Raw genomic sequence first — 18,201 nt, 5'->3', positions numbered from 1 at the left:
GAAGTCCAAGGCGGACGACGGTGTGCCGGTGGGCAAGTCGGTGGTCCTGGTGGACGACTCCGACAGTCAGCACACCTCTTCGACCGGCACCTGGGCGAAGGGCGACCTCGCCGGGCAGCACGGCTACGACCACCGCACGCACGCGGCCGGTACGGGCACGGATGCCTTCACGTGGACGCTCGACGTCCCCGAGGACGGCACGTACACCGCGTACGTGAAGTACCCGAAGGCGACGGGCGCGGCCACGACGGCGAAGTACACGCTGTCGCGGGGGCCGACGAGTGAGCCCGCGGTCACCGAGGACCAGAACGCCGACACCGGCACCTGGGTCCCGCTCGGCTCGTACAGCCTCGAGCAGGGTAATGACGCCGGCGAGTGGTGCAGGTATGAAATGTCGACCTCGGAATTCCTGTACCGGGTCCCTGCGGACAAGGAGTTCAAGCCTTTCGGTGTCGCGGAGTACGGCCTTGACCCGACGTTCCAGCCGGGCCGCTCGGTCCACGGCAGCTGAGCAGGGACGGACAGGGAGGGGCGTTCGTGCAGTCGCAACGTGCGGGCCGCGGACTCAGGGTCGCTGCCCGGGTGCTGGTTCCGCTGGGGTTGGTCCTGTTGCTGGGAGCCACCGCTGGGATCGCGCGCACCGGCGTCCTGGACCGGGAGCAGATCACCGTCGCGGGCGATGCGATGCGGTCCACCTACCGTCCGGGCGGGCGGCTGACCATGGAGCGCATCGACGAAGCCGAGATACGCCGCGGCGACGTCGTCCTCGTCAGTGTGCCGGGACGGTGCGGGGCGCACCGGTCCTGCAGCGGGTGATCGGCCTGGGCGGTGATCACGTGGAGTCCCGCGACGGTACGCGAGTCGCGGTGAACGGCAAGGAGATCGACGAACCATATGTGAAGCGCGACGGGTTCGCCCCGGCAGGAGCCCCGTACGACGTGACCGTTCCGGAGGGGTGACTGTTCCTCCTCGGTGATCACCGGGCCAGTGCCCATGACTCGCGCTACTTCCTCAGCGAACAGCCGGGGAGCATCACGGCCTCCGATGTGCGCGGCCGCGTCCGGGACGAGCCGGCCACGTCACTGTGGCCACTGGCCCTGGGAGCCGTCGGAGCCCTGCTGACGCTGGTCGGGGCCGGGCTGGGCATCGGGGGGTACATGGCCGGGCAGCGCTCCCGGATCGCGGACACGGCAGTACCACCATGCACCGGCCGCACCTGAAGGCCGGATACCGCTCGGTGGCCGCGCTGTGCCTTGTACTCACTGGTGTGCTGGTCGCCGGGTGCGGCGCGGATGCCGGTCCGACGCCGGAACACGGCGTCCGGCGGGACGCGAAGGTCATCCGGCAGTACTTCCCCGAACCGGGTGACTTCGAAGAGGTCGTGTGGACGGCTGAGCTTCTGGAGGTGTGGGGTCCCCTCGTGGTGACAACGCTCGCGGAGATACAGGCCCTGTTGGGCGAACCCCGGTTCAACTGGTCGGATCCGGCACCATGGACCGGACTGGAGCAGGAACTCGGTATCGAATTTCCCGCGGACTTCCGTGAGATCGTGGACGCCTATGGTTCGGTCGTGATCAACGGGTAGTTGTACGTGTCGCATCCTGCCGGCCATCTTCTGCACAATCTGGGAGAAGGGATCAGGGGGGATCTCGAGCTCTGGCGCGACGAGGACAGGGTGGAGTTCCTGCCGAGCCCGGTGGGAGCGAACCCCGGCGACTTGATGCCGGTGGCCACGGCCGTGACGGGCGAGGCGATCTTCCTTCGCGTTCCGGACGAGCCCTCGTCACCCTGGCGTGTCGTGGTCCAGGAGTTCGCCAGTCCGGCCTGAACCCAGTACGAAATGACGTTCAGCGAGTGGTTGCTCGACCATCTCAGGGGAAGGGACGTCACGTTGTGTTCCAGGAACCGGGCGCCCGACGGCCCTTTCTGGGAATTCCTGCCCCAGGTCCGTCCGGCCCCGTGTCAGTAGGAGCAGTGGGGTCAGCCGAAAGACTGCTCGACCGAAGAGGTCCTGTGCATGGACACTGCCGTGCTGCGTAGCCCCGGAGGCTGCTCGGTGGTGACCGCTGCCGTCTTCACCAGCGTGTGCTGGGGACTCACTGCGCTGCTGTCCGAGAACTTCGGGAACGACTGCCTCCTCTCCTTCGGTGACACCGGACCACACCCCACGGCGCCCGCCGGCGGCGAGGCGCTCGCACCGCGCGCCGGGTCAGAAGAGCGCCGTCGTCCCGCCCACGCGCCGGCCGATCGGAGCCCCGTCCGGCGGCCGCGCCGCTCCATGTCAGTGGGCGGCCCTAGGATCACGCCGATCCATGACGGAGGGGGGCGACCGTGGGCGCCAGTGGGTGGGAGTACGTCACCGCGTACGAAGGCAGTGTCGAGAAGTCGCTGGAGGCATTGCACCGGCGGGTTTTCGACGAGTTGTACGGCCACGACGACATGTACGGCTGTCTGGACGACCTCTGGGCCGACGAGGAGTTCATGGGCGAGGAGGGAACGCACTCCGTCCTCGACATCCAGCGGGTCGTCCACTCCACCGCAGCACCGACACCGCTCGCCGTCGAGGACTACGGGACGCTGCGTCCCCTGAGGCACGAGCGCGTCCTGCACCACTTCGGCACCGTCCGGCCGACACCGGCTCGCTTCTCGGAACTCCTCGACCACGCCCGCACGGCCGCCCGGTTCCCTCCCGGCCCCGGGGAGACGCTGCTGGACGAGTGCCGGATGCGGTGGACGGGTGTGTACGTCCTCCTCCACGCCGATGACCAGCCCGAGCCGACCCACCTGGGCATCTTCGGATACTCGGGTGACTGAGCCGTCCCGCGGCGCCCCCGTCGCCTCCCCGCCCTCGACAACCGACCGGAGAACACCTTGTCCTCGATACACGACCTCACGACCTGGGAGCCGCTGCTGCGGCTGGTGCGGGACGCCAACGCGGAGCAGCTCGCCGCGCCGGGTGGTTGCTTCACGGGGCAGATCACTCTCGGCAGTTGGACCCTGCCCGCGCCGCAGCCGCACCCGGTGCCGGGGCGAGCCCTCCAGGTGGCGGACATGCAGGACCAGTTCACCGCCGTGGAACGGGTCCAGGACGCCCTCAGGGCCGACGGCGCGAGCAGCGTTTCGTACATGGTCGAGACGGCGCCGGACGGGAGGACGCTGCTTCACGTCGTCGACTTGGGCCCTGCCGTGGAGCACGGCGTGATCAGCCCCTTCGTGGGAGCCCTGCTCCTGGTCGAGGGCGCCGTTCCCGAGCCCTGGCGGCGCCTGCCCGAGGAGGTCCCGGGCGCGGCGCCGGCGCCGTCGGCGGACCCGGCGCTGCTGGAGCGGACCCTGCGCGAGCGGCTCCCCGACGCCATCGGTGCCACCGAGGAGGAGATCGCGGAAACGGAGGCGCGTCTCGGTGTCGCGCTGCCCGAGGAGCTCAAGGCGCTCTACCGCGTCACCCGTGCGCAGTGGCAGGACTGGGGCGACGACTACGAGGCGGCGGGGCGCGTCGCCGACGCCGTCGGCTGCGAGCTCTTCTCCCTGGACGGGCTGTACATCGCGGACGCGGCCTCCCGTCCCTGCCCCTGGCAGTTCGCTGCCAACGACGCGGTCGTCACCGCGCCGGACGCCGCCGTGCAGGGCCTCGTCGGCTCGCCCGGCTGGATCGTCTTCGGCGACAACGGCGGTGGCGACCGGGTGGCCCTCGACCTGACGCCCGGCCCGGGCGGGCACCGCGGGCAGGTCGTCATGATCGACCACGAGCGGACCATCGGCGCCTCCTTGCGTGCCGACTCCCTCACCGACATGGTGGTCAACCGCCGTGACGCCTGGTACACGGGGCGTGAGGACAACCCGGCCGTGGCCCACGTGAACATCCGCGCCCTGCGGAGTGTGAAGGCCGCCGCCCGTCCCGAGCTGGAAGTGCTCCGCATCGGCGTGTGGGAGGGCGAGCCGATCGGCCTCGCCCCGGTCGCCGGACTTCCCCGTCTGCGGACCCTCACCGCCTACCCGGGCACGCTCGCCGATCCCCTGGAGATCGCCGGGCTGACGGGTCTGGAGTACCTGAGCCTCGGCCCCGAGGAGTGGCGCGTCCTGCTCGACGCGGGCGCGGTCCCGCGGAGCCTGTCGGCGGCCGGCATCGAGGTGCAGGGCGCACGACCCCCGCTTCCGATCCTGGACCTCGCGAACGAGCTCCTCGCCCTGTGGGACCGGCCCCTGATCACCCGGACGGTCCTCGAAGGCCGACCGGACACCGACCGGTGAGCGAGGACGCACTGGAGGAGGGGTGGGCGGCGCCGCCCGAGTACCTGGTCGAGATCGGTACCGAGCCGCTGGACCGGCCGGCCCGGAACTCGGTCGGCGGGTGGCCCTGTTTCGACGACGACCAGGAGTGGCCGCGGTGTTTCTGCGGCGAGCGGATGGCGCTGTTCTTCCAACTGGATCTGCCGGACGACATCGAGTTCTTCGGCGGAGAACACCTGTCGGTCTTCCACTGCGCCCGCCACCACGACGCGTCCGACCCGGTCACGGCCGACGGACGCCTCGTGCCACGGTTCTGGGAGGCTCCGCAGCCGCCGTTCCCGGGCTCGTTCTGGCGGGTGCTGCTCCAGCGTGACCCGGGGACACCGGAGGCGGAGCCCGAACCGGCCGTGCGGGCCCTGCCCCTGACCCTGCGGCCCTTCGTGGACGCGCACGGGCCGTTCGACATGCACTTCAAGGTGGGGGGCACGGCAGCCTGGGCGCAGGAACCCGAGTACTACCGGTGCGCGTGCGGTGCGGAGATGGCGTTCGTCTGCCAGGTACCGGAGTACCTGGAGTTCGGTGTCCGCCCCGGGGCCCCGGTGCAGCCCTACAGCATCCGGGACGATGCCTACCTTCTGTTCCTCGGCAACGAGGTCTACCTGCTCGCCTGCCCGAAGCGTTGCGACCCGGCGGCCGTCTTCCCCGTGAACCAGCACTGACCCCGGATCACTCGAGGGAGGCGACGAACGACGTCCAGGCCGGGGCCGTGAAGGTGAGGACCGGGCCGTGGGGGACCTTGGAGTCGCGGACGGGGACCACGGCGGTGTGGGCGTCGCAGACCTCCACGCAGTCGCCGCCGTCGCCGTTGCTGTAGGTGCTCTTGCGCCAGCGGGCTGCGCCGGGGAAGGCTTCGGCCACCTCGACGCAGTCGCCGCCGCTACCGTTGCTGTACGTGCTCTTGCGCCAGACGGCTGTGCTCAAGTCAATCCCGTTGCTCGCCATTTCTGCCATCCTCAGCCGCTTGCTCGATCAGGGCGAGGGACGCCTCCGGAGGTAGCGCGGCGGCCCTGAGCAGATCGTACGACCTGCGGTACTCCCTCACGAGGCCCGGATCGTCGATGGTGTCCCCGCTGTGCAGCGCCTCCGTGTAGACCAGCGGTGGCGCATCAGCAAAGGTCATGATTTTGGCTGTGCCCAACATGAACGGGTGCGCACCGCAGTTCCACGGAAGGATCTGTGGAACGATTCGATGCCGCCGGGTCAACCCTGCAATGTGATCCCACTGTTCGGCTGCCTGGTCCGGTGGAACGATCGGCTGGCGGAGCAGGGACTCGGACAGGATGGCCCAGTACACCGGAGTCTTGTGGTTCTCCTTGAAGAGAAGAGCCCGTGCCAGTCGGGCGGTGGCCTTCTCCTCCACCTCCTCGACCGGTGCCAGCGGGTGGGTCGCCCTCACCACCGCCCGCGCGTACGCCTCCGTCTGCAGCAACCCCGGGATCAGCGTCGGGCACCACTCCTCGATGGTCTCCGCGTGCTTCTCCGCCTCCAGCACCCGCTCGAAGTAGCTCGCGTGCCCCCGCCGTTTCGCCCGTCGCACGTCCTCGCAGCGCCGTCGGAAGAACCCGTCCGTGCCGAGCACCTTGTCCACGTGCTCGGCCAGTTCCGCCGGCATCCGGCGCGTGCCGCGTTCGATCTCGCTGAGGTGGCTCGGGCCGTAGAAGCTGCCCTCGACGAGCTGCTGGAGGGTGAGCCCCGCCTCCTCCCGTTTCCAGCGCAGTTCGCTGCCGTAGAAGGTCGGGACGCCCGTCGAACCGTCGATGTCCTTGCGCTGCCCCATCGTTCACCGTCCTTGGTGTGCCGTTACCGCCCGCTTCCCGGTGTTTCCCGGCCGCTACCGCCTCCCGTACCGCATCCGTGCAGTTCAGGGCCGGGATGCCGAAGGGCTGTCACGCTACGCCGACCGGCGGCAGAGTGTGAGCGGTTCGTGACACAGCGCACTGGAAGGTGTGAACCCCATGCACAGCCCCACCGAAGCCGACGCCTGCGCCGAGGAGTTGCGGGCGGCGCTCGCCGCGCACGGCATCACCCTGCCGTCCCTCGGCGTCGACCTGCCGGCCTTCGCCTCCCGCTGCCCCACCCGGCCCCTGATCGTGCTCGGCACCTGCAACCTCCTCACCGCCCGGGCCCTGACCGCCGCCCTCCGCGAGGGGGCCGAGTGATGCGGCCGACGACGACGCTGGAACTGCTCGCGACCCCGGCCGGGGTGTCCGGCGTGCGCCGGGCGCTGCGCGCCTACGGGGCCGACGTCCAGCTCTGCGCGAGCGAGCTGGTCACCAACGTGATCCGGCACCTCGGCGAGGGCGTTCCCGTCACCGTGCGGGCGGGGTGCGGCGACGGCGGACGCACGCGGCTGGAGGTCACCGATCCCGACCCGCGTGCGCTGCCCCTGCTGCGGGTGGCGGTGGGCGCCGACGAGGAGTCGGGGCGGGGGCTCGCGCTGCTCGACGCGCTGGCGGTGAGGTGGGGCGTGGCGCAGGGGCCCGGCGGCAAGACCGTGTGGTGCGAGCTGGGGGCGGGGTTGCCGGAGGACGGTGACGTCCCGGGCCGGGGTGCGGTGTCAGTGGTGTCCGTTTGAATGACGGCCATGGACGTGGTGGAGGAGTTGCTGTCGACCGTCCACCGGTTGACCGCTCAGCGTGCGGACAGGCCGGTGTGCGGGACGCACGGGCATGCGGCGGGGCACGTGTGCCTGGTCCCGCCGGCGGAGGTCGGTCTCGCGGAGCTCCAGGAAGCGATCAGTTCGCGGTTCGGGAGCCCGCGCGGCCTCGCCGGACGAGGCACCGCCGACCCCGCGGCGAGCGCGCGGACCGGGCTGCCGCTCCTGACGCCGTTCGGGGAGCGGGTCGTCGAGATGCGGGCGTGGGCGTACGGGGACCGGTGGATCGGCTGCGGTACGACCCGGACCGGGGACGGCGACGTCCGGCTCGTGGTGCTCGTCGCCGAACGGGAGGACCCGGCGGCGGGCATGCCCGAGCCGGCGTCCTGGGTGGACGGGATCGTCGCGGTCACCGGGTGGGACACGAACCGGGCGCGGACCGTCGACTGGGCGGCGGTCGAGGCCCGGCTCGGGACCGGGCTGCCGAGCGACTACAAGCGGCTCGCCGAGATGTTCGGCGGGGCGGGCGCCTTCGACGGGTACCTGCGACTCCAGGTTCCCGACGCGCCCTTCGACAGCTCGGACATCGTCCGGCACACCGAGTGGCTCGGTGAGTGGGCCCGTACGCACGGCAGCGACCTGTGGGAGCCGTACCCGGTGTACCCGGCCCCCGGGGGGCTGTTGCAGTGGGCGAGCAGCGAGCAGTCGGACGGGTTCTACTGGCTCACCGGGGACCCCGACCCGGACAGGTGGCCCGTGCTGGCGAAGGAGGACGTCCCCGACTCGTGGGAGCGGTTCGACGGCACGACCGGGGAGTTCGTCCACCGCCTGCTCACGGACCCGCAGCACCCGTTCTCGACGGCCCGCCACTTCGACGTCCACTGGTTCCAGGACTACGGCCCGGCGGCCTCGGACCAGGACCGGGCGTGACGGCACAGGACCGGCGCCAGGTAGGACACGTGCGGGCCGGTGAGGTCCGCCAGGTCGGCGTGGGAGCGGACGAGGGCCAGCCGGTCGAGTTCCGGGGTGCGGCCGAGGGCGCGTTCGGCCGCCGTGAGGGTCGCGTGGCGTTCGTGCAGCCGTGCCGCCGGACGGGGCGGGGCCTGGAACAGGACGCCGACGCTGCCGTTCGCGCCCCGGGTGACCTGCCAGGGGGTGAGGTCGTCGGCCGGGGTGTCGGCACCGGTCTCCTCGGCCAGTTCCCGGGCCGCGTGGCGGCGCAGGGCGGCCAGGTCGAGGGGTTCGCCGTCCGGCGGGGGCTCGACCGAGCCGCCCGGGAGCTGCCAGCGGCCGGGTGAGGTCGTCCAGGACGCCATCCGGCCCACGAGCAGCCGCCCGTCGTCCGCCGGCTGCGCGACCGACACGAACAGGGACGGCAGCCGTACGGTCGCGCCGGGCACCTTGCGCAGGACGTAGTACCGGTACGTCGCGCGGACCCAGGTCAGGACGAGGCCGTGGCGTTCGTCGTGTTCCAGGCCGGTGCACCCGGCCACCGGCCCGTCGAACAGGGCCGGGTTGGCCCGGACCGCGGCGTCCCAGGCGTCGTCCATGGCGCGCCGGTCCCGCGGGGACAGCCGGGGCGGCGGGGCTTCGACCAGCCGCAGCCGGTCGGCGGCGAAGAGATCCATGCCGGGACCGTATCCGTGGCCGGGAGCCGGACGCCGCACGCGGCGCCCGGTACGGCCGGTGCCTGCCGTGACTTCGGGGGGACGGCCGTCCGCGGACGCCTCCGGGAGGGAGCCGGCGTCGGCCCGGGGGACCGCCTCGCGTTCGGGGTGCGGGTCGCGGACGGCGAGGTCCGGGCGGAGCGGGGTCCGGAGTGGCTGGTTCCCGTTGCGTACCGGTATCGCCCGGACACCGCCCGTTCACCGGGGCCGCCGGGGAACGTTGGATTCCGGCGGGATGCTCCGGGCGTGAGACGGATTATGGGAATCGTCCTCGCGGTCCTGCTGGTCGGTGGCGTGGTGGCAGCCGTCGTCGCGGGCCGGGACAGCGGGGGGACGGGCACGGCAACGAAGACCGTGCGCATGGTGATCGGATCGGAGAAGGCGGAGTTCTTCGCCGATCCGGACGTGGTGGAGGCCCTCGCCGCCGAGGGCTACACCGTCGAGGCCGAGACCTCCGGGTCCTGGGCCATGGAGGGGCTGGACCTCGAGGGGTACGACCTGGCGTTCCCGTCCAGCCGTGCGCCCGCCGCCGAGCTGGCCGAGAAGTACGGGGTCCGGGGGATGCTCCCGCGCCCGTTCTACTCGCCCCTCGTCGTCGTGTCCCGCCGCGGGGCCGCCGAGGTGCTGGCCGGCAACGGGCTGGCGGTGCTCGACGGGAAGAACCCGGGCACGCTGAGGATGGACGCCTTCCTCGACGCGGCCGAGCGCGACCGCACCTGGCAGCAGCTCGAGGGGGCCGAGAAGTACGGGGAGCTGACCGGCACCCTCTACGTCTCCAGCACCGACCCGGAGAGCTCCAACTCCGGCGCGCTGTACCTGGCCGCCGCCTCCTACGTCGCCAACGGCGGCAAGGTGGTCGCGAGCGACGCCGAGGTCGAGCGCACCGCTCCCCTGCTGCGCAAGCTGGTCGGCGTCCAGGGCGCCCAGCAGTCCAGCACGGACGCGGCGTTCCGGGACTTCGTCAGCGGGGCCGGCAACCCGCTCGTCCTCGTCTACGAGTCCCAGGTGGCCGCGCTCCTCGACGAGCAGCAGAACGCCGACGACCTCGTCGTCCTCTACCCGGACACCACGGTCAACAGTGACCACACCGTCGTCCCGCTCACCGGGAACGGCCGGAAACTCGCCGAACTCCTGGGCGAGGACAGGGCGCTGCGGAAGCTGGCCGTCCGGCACGGCTTCCGCCCCCAGGGCGACGTCACCGAGTTCGCGGCGGCCACCGTGGGCCGCACCGCCTACCTCAAGCAGCGACTGACCGGCGTCCGCCAGGCGCCCGTGCCCACCTCCGCGGTGCTGCACGAACTGGCGCGACGGGCGCGCGGATAAGGGGGACCACACCAAGTGAGCACCACTGACGGCGACTTCATACTCACCCCGCCCGAGGCCGTCGCTCCCGTGCCGCGGGAGAAGGCCGGCGGACTCGTCCCGGTCGACGACGGCGTCCGCGCCGACATGGCCGCCAAGGCCGCCGCGTACGTCGAGGGCCTGGCCGCGCTGGACGCCCGCTCGCCCGAGTTCGCCGGGAAGGTCGGCGAGATCACCGCGCTGGGCGCCGGCGAGATGCGCACCGCGACCGCGCAGTCCAACCGCATGCTGGAGCGCACGGTCCGCAGCCTGCCCGGCAAGGGCGGGGACGCCCAGTCCAAGGTCGCGGGCTCGCTCGTCGAACTGCGGCGCGTGGTCGAGGACCTGGACCCGCGGGACCTGCCCGCGGGCAAGGGCCGCAGGTTCCTCTCCCGGCTGCCCGGCGGCAACAAACTGCGCGACCACGTCGCCAGGTACGCCTCCGCGCAGGGCACCCTGAACCGGATCGTGGGCTCCCTGCGGGGCGGGCAGGACGAACTGCGCCGCGACAACGCCGCGCTGCAGACGGAGCGGGTCCGCCTGTGGGAGACCATGGGCAAGCTCCAGGAGTACGTCGTGCTGGCGGAGGCCCTGGACACGGCCGTGGAGCAGCACGTCGCGGGCGTGGAGGCCACCGACCCGGCGCGGGCCGACTCGCTCCGTGCCGACGTGCTCTTCCCGGTCCGGCAGAAGCACCAGGACCTGCTCACCCAGCTCGCGGTGTGCGCGCAGGGCTACCTCGCCATGGACGTCGTGCGCCGCAACAACGACGAGCTGATCAAGGGCGTGGACCGGGCGGCCACGACCACCGTGTCGGCGCTGCGGATCTCCGTGATGCTGGCGTCCGCGCTGGACCACCAGAAGAAGGTGGTCGAGCAGGTCGACGCCCTGCGCGGCACCACCGAGGAGCTGATCCGGGGCAACGCGGAGATGCTGGCGACGCAGAGCGGGGAGGTCCAGCGCATCGCCGCCGACCCGGCGGTCGGGGCGGAGACCCTGCGGACCGCGTTCCAGCAGATCTACCGGACCCTCGACGCCATCGACACCTACAAGGTGCAGGCGACCGAGGCGATGGCGGCGACGGTGGAGAACCTGACCTCCGAACTGCGGCACGCGAGCACGTACCTGGAGCGCAGCCGGGCGCAGGGCGCGCTGGAAGGGGGCCTCGGATGAGACGGCGCTCCCTGGCCGGCCTCCTCGCCGCCGGCGTCCTGCTGACCGCGTGCACGGCCGCCCCGGACACCCGGGAGGACCCGGACCCGTACGCCGCCGAGCCGGGCACCCTGCGGGTCCTCGCCTCCAGCGAACTCGGCGACATGGCACCGGTCCTCGAACGGGTCGAGAAGGACACCGGGATCACCCTCCGGCCGACCTACATCGGCACCCTCGACGCCGTGGACATGCTGGCCGAGGGGGAGACGGACGGCAGGTACGACGCCGTGTGGCTGTCCTCCAACGACTACCTGCGGCTGCGCCCGGACGCGGCGAAGAGGATCGTCTCGGAGACGCCCGTCATGTCCAGCCCCGTCGCCGTCGGCGTCAGGCCCGCGACCGTGGAGGAGCTGGGCTGGACGCCGGAGGAGGTCACCTGGGCGCAGGTCGAGCGGGCCGTGCGGGACGGGCGGCTCAGCTACGGCATGACCGATCCCGCCCGCTCCAACTCCGGCTTCTCCACCCTGGTCTCGGTCGCCTCGGCGCTCTCCGGGGCGCAGTCCGCGCTCACCGACGCGGACGTGGCGAAGGCGGGGCCGCGGATGAAGGAGTTCTTCCGGGGGCAGAAGCTGACCTCGGGTTCCTCGGGCTGGCTGGCGAGCGCGTACGCCCGCCGCGGCGACGTCGACGCGCTCCTCAACTACGAGTCCGTCCTGAAGGGCTTCAAGAACCTGACGGTGATCCGCCCGAAGGACGGCGTCGTCACCGCCGACTACCCGCTCTCCTCCCTCGCCGCCACCGGCACCGCGACCCGCGAGGACGTGCGCCGGGTGGCCGAGGCGCTGCGCACGGACGCCGTCCAGCGGCTGATCACCGATCACACGCGCCGCCGTCCGGTCGTCGCCTCGGTGCCGCCGGCGGCCGGACTGGACACGACGAGGCGGCGCGAGCTGCCCTTCCCGGGCAGCCGTTCCGTCGCCGACGGCCTGCTCGACGCGTACGAGAACGAGCTGCGCCGCCCCTCGCGGACGGTGTACGTCCTCGACACCTCCGGCTCGATGGAGGGCGAACGCCTCAGCCGGCTGAAGCAGGCCCTCACCGACCTGACCAGCGACTTCCGCGACCGCGAGGAGGTCACGCTGATGCCGTTCGGCTCGGCGGTGAAGAGCGTGCGCACCCATGTCGTCGGCCCCGCCGATCCCGAGCGGGGGCTCGCCGCGATCCGGCGCGACACCGGGGCGCTGCGGGCCGAGGGCGAGACCGCGATCTACACCTCCCTCCGGAGGGCCTACGACCATCTGGGCGCCGATGAGGACACGTTCACCTCGATCGTGCTGATGACGGACGGCGAGAACACCGCGGGCGCCGGGGCCGGCGACTTCGACGCCTTCTACCGGGAGCTGTCCGGCGCCCGGCGGGACATCCCCGTCTTCCCCATCCTGTTCGGCGACTCCGACCGCGCGGAGCTGGAGCACATCGCCGAGCTGACCGGCGGCCGGCTGTTCGACGGGCAGGGCTCGCTCGACGGAGCGTTCGAGGAGATCCGTGGCTACCAGTAGGGCGATGGCGTACCTGGAGTCCCGCAAGAACCTGGCCGGGAGCGCGGGCGGGCTGGCGGGGCTGGTGCTGACCTTCACGGGCGTGGCCGGTCCGTACTGGCCGGTGGTGGTGGCGGGGCTGTACGGGGCGGGCGCGCTGATCGCCCCGCCGGAGCGGCCGGCGCCGCCGGACTTCCCGGACCCGTCCGCGCAGCTGGACGCGGTCCGCGCCGACTTCGCGACCCTGCGGACCTATCTGGAGGACGTCGACCTGCCGTCCGCCGCGGCCGGCGAGCTCGGCGGCCTGACGGAGCTGCTGGGCGCCCTGCTCGACCCCGGGTGGAGCGGTGAGCTGCTCGCCCAGGACCCGGAGGGCGTGCACGTCCTGGCCCGGACGGTGCGCCGGGACCTCCCGGAGGCCGTCGACAGCTACGTGCGGACGCGGTGGTGGACCCGGATGGCGCCGGGGAGCGAGTCGCCCGAGCACCATCTCGAGCGCCAGCTCGGCCTCCTGCGGGCGGAGGCGGAACGGCTGGCCCGGGTACTGCGCGAGGCGGAGGCGCGGCGGCAGGAGTCGCACACCCGGTACCTGGAGGACCGGCCGAAGTGAACGGGCGGGCGGGCCTGCCGTCGCCCGTCCCGTCGGGGCGGACGGGGTGGCGGCGGCAGGCCCGGACCCCGCACGCCGTTGTGCGGGGCCCCGCCGGTGTGTTCCGCGGCCGGCTGTGACGATCGCTGGTCAGGGCATCCTCGAACCGGCCGCGGAGTCTGTGTGCGCCGGGCGGTTCAGCCCAGGCGCTTCACCAGGGCGTGGTACTGGTCCCACAGCTCCCTGGGTGTGTGGTCGCCGAAGGTGTTGAGGTGGTCGGGGACCAGGGACGCCTCCTCGCGCCACACGTCCTTGTCGACGGTGAGCAGGAAGTCCAGGTCGGAGTCCGACAGTTCGAGGCCGTCGGTGTCCAGGGCCTCCTTGGTCGGCAGGACGCCGATCGGGGTCTCGACGCCCTCCGCCCGGCCCTCCAGGCGCTCCACGATCCACTTCAGGACGCGGGAGTTCTCGCCGAAGCCGGGCCAGACGAACTGGCCCTCGTCGTTCTTGCGGAACCAGTTGACGTAGTAGATCTTCGGCAGCTTGGACTGGTCCTTGTCCTTGGCCACGTCGATCCAGTGCGCCATGTAGTCGCCCATGTTGTAGCCGCAGAACGGCAGCATGGCGAACGGGTCGCGGCGCAGCTCGCCGACCTTGCCCTCGGCGGCGGCGGTCTTCTCGGAGGCCACGTTGGCACCGAGGAAGACACCGTGGTTCCAGTCGAAGGACTCCGTCACCAGCGGTACGGCGCTGGCGCGGCGGCCGCCGAAGAGGATCGCGGAGATCGGCACGCCCTTGGGGTCCTCCCACTCGGGCGCGATGATCGGGCACTGCGCGGCGGGGGTGGTGAAGCGGGCGTTGGGGTGGGCGGCGGGGGTGCCGGACCCGGGGGTCCAGTCGTTGCCCTTCCAGTCCGTCAGGTGGGCCGGGGTCTCCTCGGTCATGCCCTCCCACCACACGTCGTTGTCGTCGGTGAGGGCGACGTTGGTGAAGACGGAGTTGCCCCACAGGGTCTTCATGGCGTTGGCGTTGGTGTGCTCGCCGGTGCCGGGCGCGACGCCGAAGAAGCCGGCCTCGGGGTTGATCGCGTAGAGGCGGCCGTCCTCGCCGAAGCGCATCCAGGCGATGTCGTCGCCGATCGTCTCGACCGTCCAGCCGGAGATGGTGGGCTCCAGCATGGCCAGGTTGGTCTTGCCGCAGGCGGACGGGAAGGCGGCGGCGACGTACCTGGACTCGCCCTGCGGCGGCGTCAGCTTGAGGATGAGCATGTGCTCGGCGAGCCAGCCCTCGTCGCGGGCCATGACGGAGGCGATGCGCAGGGCGTAGCACTTCTTGCCGAGCAGGGCGTTGCCGCCGTAGCCGGAGCCGTAGGACCAGATCTCGCGGTCCTCGGGGAAGTGCGAGATGTACTTGGTCCGGTTGCAGGGCCAGGGGACGTCCTCCTGGCCCTCCTCCAGCGGGGCGCCGAGGGAGTGCACGGCCTTGACGAAGAAGCCCTCGTCGCCGAGCTCGTCCAGGACGGCCCGGCCCATGCGGGTCATGGTGCGCATGGAGACGGCGACGTACGCGGAGTCGGTGATCTCGACGCCGATGGCGGACAGCGGCGAGCCGAGCGGGCCCATGCAGAAGGGCACGACGTACATGGTGCGGCCGCGCATGGAGCCGCGGAACAGGCCCTTCTCACCGGTGAAGACCTCCCGCATCTCGGCGGGGGCCTTCCAGTGGTTGGTGGGGCCGGCGTCCTCCTCCTTCTCGGAGCAGATGAAGGTCCGGTCCTCGACGCGGGCGACGTCGGTGGGGTCGGAGGCCGCGTAGTAGGAGTTCGGGCGCTTGATCGGGTCGAGTTTCCTGAAGGTGCCCTTGGCGACGAGCTCCTCGCACAGACGTTCGTACTCGGCCTCTGAGCCGTCGCACCAGACCACCTGGTCCGGCTGTGTCAGGTCTGCGATCTCGTTGACCCAGGAGATCAGTCCCTGGTGGGTGGTGGGGACGCTGGGAGCCGCGATGTCGCTCGCCACGATTGCTCCTAAATGAGGGGTTTTCGGTTTGGAGGCCCCGTGGGGGCTGCGACCCGGATGCTTCCCGGTGGGATCTTCGGCGCTCATCCGGTGCCGACCGCACTCATTTGATCATCCGACGTCCGCGCCCATCTGTCCAGAGGAGCGCACAAGTGAGCAACGTGACGATGACCACGGTTTCTCCTGCCGCTTTACACGCGCGTTGGGCCGTCCTGACCGTTTCTTTGCGTGACGATTTCGTGGAGCGCTGTGAGACGATGACCACGTCGCGCGTCCAACGCGATGCCCCGAGGCATAACTTACGGTTCCGTAGGTACCATGCGACCATGACTGAGCTTGTCCCCGACGCGCCCACGGACCCGTCGGCCGAAGGCCGCGGCCCGGTGGCGACCTCCCTGCCGCATCCGGTCAAGCCCAAGCTCCGCGGCTGGCTGCACCTGGGCATGTTCCCCGCCGCCCTGGTGGCCGGACTGGTCCTGACCGCCTTCGCCGACTCACCCCGGGGCCGTCTCGCCTGCGGGATCTACGCCCTGACCGCCTGCCTGCTGTTCGGCGTGAGCGCGCTGTACCACCGGGGCGACTGGAGCCCCCGCATGGACGGCGTGCTGCGCCGGCTCGACCACGCCAACATCTTCCTGATCATCGCGGGCACCTACACCCCGCTGACCATCCTGCTGCTGCCGGACTCCAAGGGGCGGTGGCTGCTGTGGGGCATCTGGGCGGCCGCCGCCGCGGGGATCGTCTTCCGGGTCTTCTGGGTCGGCGCCCCGCGCTGGCTCTACACGCCCTGCTACATCGCCATGGGCTGGGCCGCCGTCTTCTTCCTCCCGGACTTCCTGCGCGCCGGCGGCATCGCCGTGCTCGTCCTGGTGGTCGTCGGCGGCCTGCTCTACAGCGTGGGCGGGGTCGTCTACGGCATCAAGAAGCCCAACCCGTCACCGCGCTGGTTCGGCTTCCACGAGGTCTTCCACTCCCTCACCCTGGCCGCCTTCATCGCGCACTACATCGGCATCTCCCTGGTGGCCTACCAGCACGCGTAGGCACCCCCTCCCCCCACCCCAGCCGAATCCGGGCCGCGGCGTCGACGCCGCGGCCTTTTCCGTGCCCGGCGCGCGACCGCCGCCCCGTGATCGCCGCCCCGCGGCCGCGCACGGCCGCACGCAGCCCCGATGACCGGCACGTACTCTCTTTTGAGAGTTACCTTCATTTCATGGCCACCGTCATTCCGTCGAACGCGCGCACGCCGACCCCCGCCGCTGGTGACCGCGGCCCTGACCGCGCTGTTCCTGCCGGACCCGCGCCCCGCCGCCCCGTCGGCCGGACGGACACCGCAGGAGCCGGACAGCGCCGCCCGGGCCGCCCAGGACCGCCCCGGACCGGAAGCGGGTCCCTCCCCGGCCATGGCCCGGCGGAAGGCGGATGACGGACAATGACGGCATGACCACGGCACGAACCCCCGTTCCCGAGGCGGCCCGCCACCTGGGTCTTCGTGAACGGAAGAAGATCAAGACCCGCATGGCGATCAGGGAGGCCACCTACTCCCTGATCAAGGAGCAGGGGTACGAGGCCACCACCGTCGAGCAGATCGCGGACCGCGCCGAGGTCTCGCAGAGCACCGTCTTCCGCTACTTCCCCGCCAAGGAGGACATCGTCCTGACGGACGAGTACGACCCCCTCCTGGAGAAGCTGCTGCGGCGGCGCCCGGCCGACGAACCGGTGCTGGAGTCGCTGCGCTGGGCGGTCCACGAGGCGATGGCGATGGCGCTCACCGACAACCCGGCCCACGAGCGGGACGAGATGATCCTGCGGGCCCGGCTGATGGTCGAGGTCCCCCAGGTGCGCTCGCGGCTGGTGGAGAGCATGTCCGTCACGGGCCGCCTCGTGTGCCGGATCGTCGCCGAGCGCACCGGTCGCCACGAGAACGACCTCGAGGTGCGGGTCTACGCCATGGGACTGATGGGCGCCCTGATGGAGACGCTGATCTACTGGGTCGAGGGCGACTGCCGCGACGACCTGCCGGAGCTGATCGACCGCACCCTGGCCACCTTCGAGGACCTGCCCCGCCGCTGAGGCCCGGCCGCCGGTGCCGGACGGCACGGGCCGGGCACGCGGTCCCCATGACATCCTTGGCCGGGTGAACGGTCCCGAGATCCACGTCGAGTTCGCCCCCGAGCTGCTCCTCTTCGTCCCCCAGGCACGGCCCACGGGCACCACGAAGACCGCCACCGACGGCGTCTCCAGCCTCGGCCACGTCGTCGAGTCCCTCGGTGTCCCGCTGACCGAGGTCGGCGCGCTGCTCGTGGACGGCCGCGAGGTGCTCGCCGGCCACGTCCCGGCCGCCGGCGAGTCGGTGACCGTGCGCGCCGTCGCCCACCCGCAACGGGTGCCGGGATCGCCGCTGCGGTTCCTGCTCGACGTGCACCTGGGCACCCTCGCCCGCCGGCTGCGGCTGCTGGGCGTGGACACCGCGTACGAGGCGACGGACATCGGCGACCCGGCGCTGGCCGCCCGGTCGGCGGCCGAGAAGCGGGTCATGCTCAGCCGCGACCGCGGACTGCTGCGCCGCCGCGAGCTGTGGGCGGGCGCGTTCGTCTACAGCACCCGGCCCGACGAGCAACTCCAGTACGTACTGGACCGGTTCCGTCCCGAGCTGCGGCCCTGGACGCGCTGCACCGCCTGCAACGGCCTGCTGCGCGAGGCCACCAAGGAGCAGGTCGCCGACCAGCTGAAGGGCGGCACCCACCGCACGTACGACGTGTTCGCGCAGTGCGGCGAGTGCGGGCGCGCCTACTGGAGGGGCGCGCACCACGAGCAGTTGGAGGCGATCGTGGAGCGCGCGCTGAGCCGGAACGCCCAGGACGGCTGAGCGGCCGGGCCGGTCACCGCCGGGCGGGGGCGTCCCGGGCCCGGCCCGCGGGAACCCCCGCGCCGGTGCTCCTTCCGCCGGGCGGGCCCGCCGGACCCGGGCCCCGCGCCGTCCGGGCGGCCCGGAGCGCCCGGTCCGTCCGCCCCC

22 protein-coding genes are annotated in these 18,201 nt (G+C 71.9%); 18 read left to right on the top strand and 4 right to left on the bottom strand.

Annotated elements, in window-relative coordinates; all coding sequences use genetic code 11:
- Positions 1–28: 28 nt before the first annotated feature.
- From GL259_RS24795 to GL259_RS24770, 8 genes are all read left to right on the top strand, one after another.
- Complete coding sequence (locus GL259_RS24795) at positions 29–511, top strand: hypothetical protein (protein WP_208026515.1); 483 nt, start codon at positions 29–31, stop codon at positions 509–511.
- A gap of 26 nt (positions 512–537) precedes the next feature.
- Entirely contained in the window at positions 538–816 is a 279-nt protein-coding gene (locus tag GL259_RS38930; protein WP_243762384.1) for a S24/S26 family peptidase, read from the top strand.
- Positions 786–959 (top strand): S26 family signal peptidase, encoded by a 174-nt coding sequence (locus GL259_RS38925; protein ID WP_243762383.1) that lies wholly within the window; start codon positions 786–788, stop codon positions 957–959. Before GL259_RS38930 ends, GL259_RS38925 begins: the two co-directional genes overlap by 31 nt.
- Positions 960–1,201: 242 nt before the next feature.
- Positions 1,202–1,585 carry an SMI1/KNR4 family protein gene (locus tag GL259_RS38920; protein WP_243762382.1) on the top strand — a complete coding sequence of 128 codons (384 nt, stop codon included), beginning with the start codon at positions 1,202–1,204 and terminating at the stop codon, positions 1,583–1,585.
- Positions 1,586–1,828, top strand: coding sequence for a hypothetical protein (locus tag GL259_RS38915; RefSeq protein ID WP_243762381.1), 243 nt, complete (start codon positions 1,586–1,588; stop codon positions 1,826–1,828). It begins immediately after the preceding gene.
- 503 nt (positions 1,829–2,331) lie between these two features.
- Entirely contained in the window at positions 2,332–2,814 is a 483-nt protein-coding gene (locus tag GL259_RS24780; RefSeq protein WP_159535529.1) for a hypothetical protein, read from the top strand.
- A 57-nt stretch (positions 2,815–2,871) separates the two neighbouring features.
- Positions 2,872–4,248, top strand: coding sequence for an SMI1/KNR4 family protein (locus GL259_RS24775; protein ID WP_159535528.1), 1,377 nt, complete (start codon positions 2,872–2,874; stop codon positions 4,246–4,248).
- The gene (locus GL259_RS24770) at positions 4,245–4,946 is read left to right on the top strand and encodes a hypothetical protein (protein WP_243762380.1); all 702 of its coding nucleotides are present in this window, start codon (positions 4,245–4,247) and stop codon (positions 4,944–4,946) included. The genes GL259_RS24775 and GL259_RS24770 overlap by 4 nt, the downstream gene beginning before the upstream one ends.
- Positions 4,947–4,953: 7 nt before the next feature.
- Here the strand turns inward: GL259_RS24770 and GL259_RS24765 are convergent, their stop codons facing one another.
- On the bottom strand, positions 4,954–5,229 hold the full coding sequence (locus GL259_RS24765) for a DUF397 domain-containing protein (RefSeq protein WP_159535527.1): 276 nt from the start codon (positions 5,227–5,229) through the stop codon (positions 4,954–4,956).
- On the bottom strand, positions 5,210–6,064 hold the full coding sequence (locus GL259_RS24760) for a helix-turn-helix transcriptional regulator (protein WP_159535526.1): 855 nt from the start codon (positions 6,062–6,064) through the stop codon (positions 5,210–5,212). Before GL259_RS24760 ends, GL259_RS24765 begins: the two co-directional genes overlap by 20 nt.
- Before the next feature lie 178 nt (positions 6,065–6,242).
- Between GL259_RS24760 and GL259_RS24755 the strand changes: the two genes are divergently transcribed.
- Genes GL259_RS24755 through GL259_RS24745 form a run of 3 tightly spaced genes read left to right on the top strand, consistent with a single transcriptional unit; the run spans position 6,243 to position 7,813 of the window.
- Complete coding sequence (locus tag GL259_RS24755) at positions 6,243–6,446, top strand: hypothetical protein (protein WP_159535525.1); 204 nt, start codon at positions 6,243–6,245, stop codon at positions 6,444–6,446.
- A complete protein-coding gene (locus GL259_RS24750) occupies positions 6,446–6,862 on the top strand; it encodes an ATP-binding protein (protein ID WP_159535524.1) in 417 nt (138 codons plus the stop codon). The genes GL259_RS24755 and GL259_RS24750 overlap by 1 nt, the downstream gene beginning before the upstream one ends.
- The gene (locus GL259_RS24745; RefSeq protein ID WP_159535523.1) at positions 6,863–7,813 is read left to right on the top strand and encodes a hypothetical protein; all 951 of its coding nucleotides are present in this window, start codon (positions 6,863–6,865) and stop codon (positions 7,811–7,813) included.
- On the opposite strand, the gene GL259_RS24740 is transcribed toward GL259_RS24745, so the two are convergent.
- Positions 7,777–8,511: an NUDIX domain-containing protein gene (locus GL259_RS24740; RefSeq protein WP_159535522.1), complete on the bottom strand. Its 735-nt coding sequence runs from the start codon at positions 8,509–8,511 to the stop codon at positions 7,777–7,779. The genes GL259_RS24745 and GL259_RS24740 overlap by 37 nt on opposite strands.
- Before the next feature lie 285 nt (positions 8,512–8,796).
- On the opposite strand from GL259_RS24740, the gene GL259_RS24735 reads away from it, so the two are divergent.
- The 4 genes from GL259_RS24735 to GL259_RS24720 are packed head-to-tail and all read left to right on the top strand — an operon-like array spanning position 8,797 to position 13,191.
- Positions 8,797–9,873 (top strand): substrate-binding domain-containing protein, encoded by a 1,077-nt coding sequence (locus GL259_RS24735; RefSeq protein WP_159535521.1) that lies wholly within the window; start codon positions 8,797–8,799, stop codon positions 9,871–9,873.
- Between the two features lie 15 nt (positions 9,874–9,888).
- Positions 9,889–11,064 carry a toxic anion resistance protein gene (locus GL259_RS24730; protein ID WP_159535520.1) on the top strand — a complete coding sequence of 392 codons (1,176 nt, stop codon included), beginning with the start codon at positions 9,889–9,891 and terminating at the stop codon, positions 11,062–11,064.
- Complete coding sequence (locus tag GL259_RS24725) at positions 11,061–12,602, top strand: VWA domain-containing protein (protein WP_159535519.1); 1,542 nt, start codon at positions 11,061–11,063, stop codon at positions 12,600–12,602. The genes GL259_RS24730 and GL259_RS24725 overlap by 4 nt, the downstream gene beginning before the upstream one ends.
- Positions 12,589–13,191, top strand: a complete 603-nt coding sequence (locus GL259_RS24720) for a hypothetical protein (RefSeq protein WP_243762379.1) — start codon at positions 12,589–12,591, stop codon at positions 13,189–13,191. Before GL259_RS24725 ends, GL259_RS24720 begins: the two co-directional genes overlap by 14 nt.
- 176 nt (positions 13,192–13,367) lie before the next feature.
- Here the strand turns inward: GL259_RS24720 and GL259_RS24715 are convergent, their stop codons facing one another.
- A complete protein-coding gene (locus GL259_RS24715; protein WP_159535518.1) occupies positions 13,368–15,188 on the bottom strand; it encodes a phosphoenolpyruvate carboxykinase (GTP) in 1,821 nt (606 codons plus the stop codon).
- Positions 15,189–15,514: 326 nt separating this feature from the next.
- On the opposite strand from GL259_RS24715, the gene GL259_RS24710 reads away from it, so the two are divergent.
- The 3 genes from GL259_RS24710 (at position 15,515) to GL259_RS24700 (ending at position 18,054) form a co-directional block, all read left to right on the top strand.
- Complete coding sequence (locus GL259_RS24710) at positions 15,515–16,228, top strand: hemolysin III family protein (RefSeq protein WP_159535517.1); 714 nt, start codon at positions 15,515–15,517, stop codon at positions 16,226–16,228.
- Between the two features lie 397 nt (positions 16,229–16,625).
- Positions 16,626–17,258, top strand: coding sequence for a TetR family transcriptional regulator (locus tag GL259_RS24705; protein WP_159535516.1), 633 nt, complete (start codon positions 16,626–16,628; stop codon positions 17,256–17,258).
- A 64-nt stretch (positions 17,259–17,322) separates the two neighbouring features.
- Positions 17,323–18,054, top strand: coding sequence for a Mut7-C RNAse domain-containing protein (locus GL259_RS24700; RefSeq protein ID WP_159535515.1), 732 nt, complete (start codon positions 17,323–17,325; stop codon positions 18,052–18,054).
- Positions 18,055–18,201: the final 147 nt, after the last annotated feature.

The organism is Streptomyces sp. Tu 3180 (assembly GCF_009852415.1).
Taxonomy (GTDB): domain Bacteria; phylum Actinomycetota; class Actinomycetes; order Streptomycetales; family Streptomycetaceae; genus Streptomyces.
This window is presented reverse-complemented; position numbering and strand designations above follow the sequence as displayed.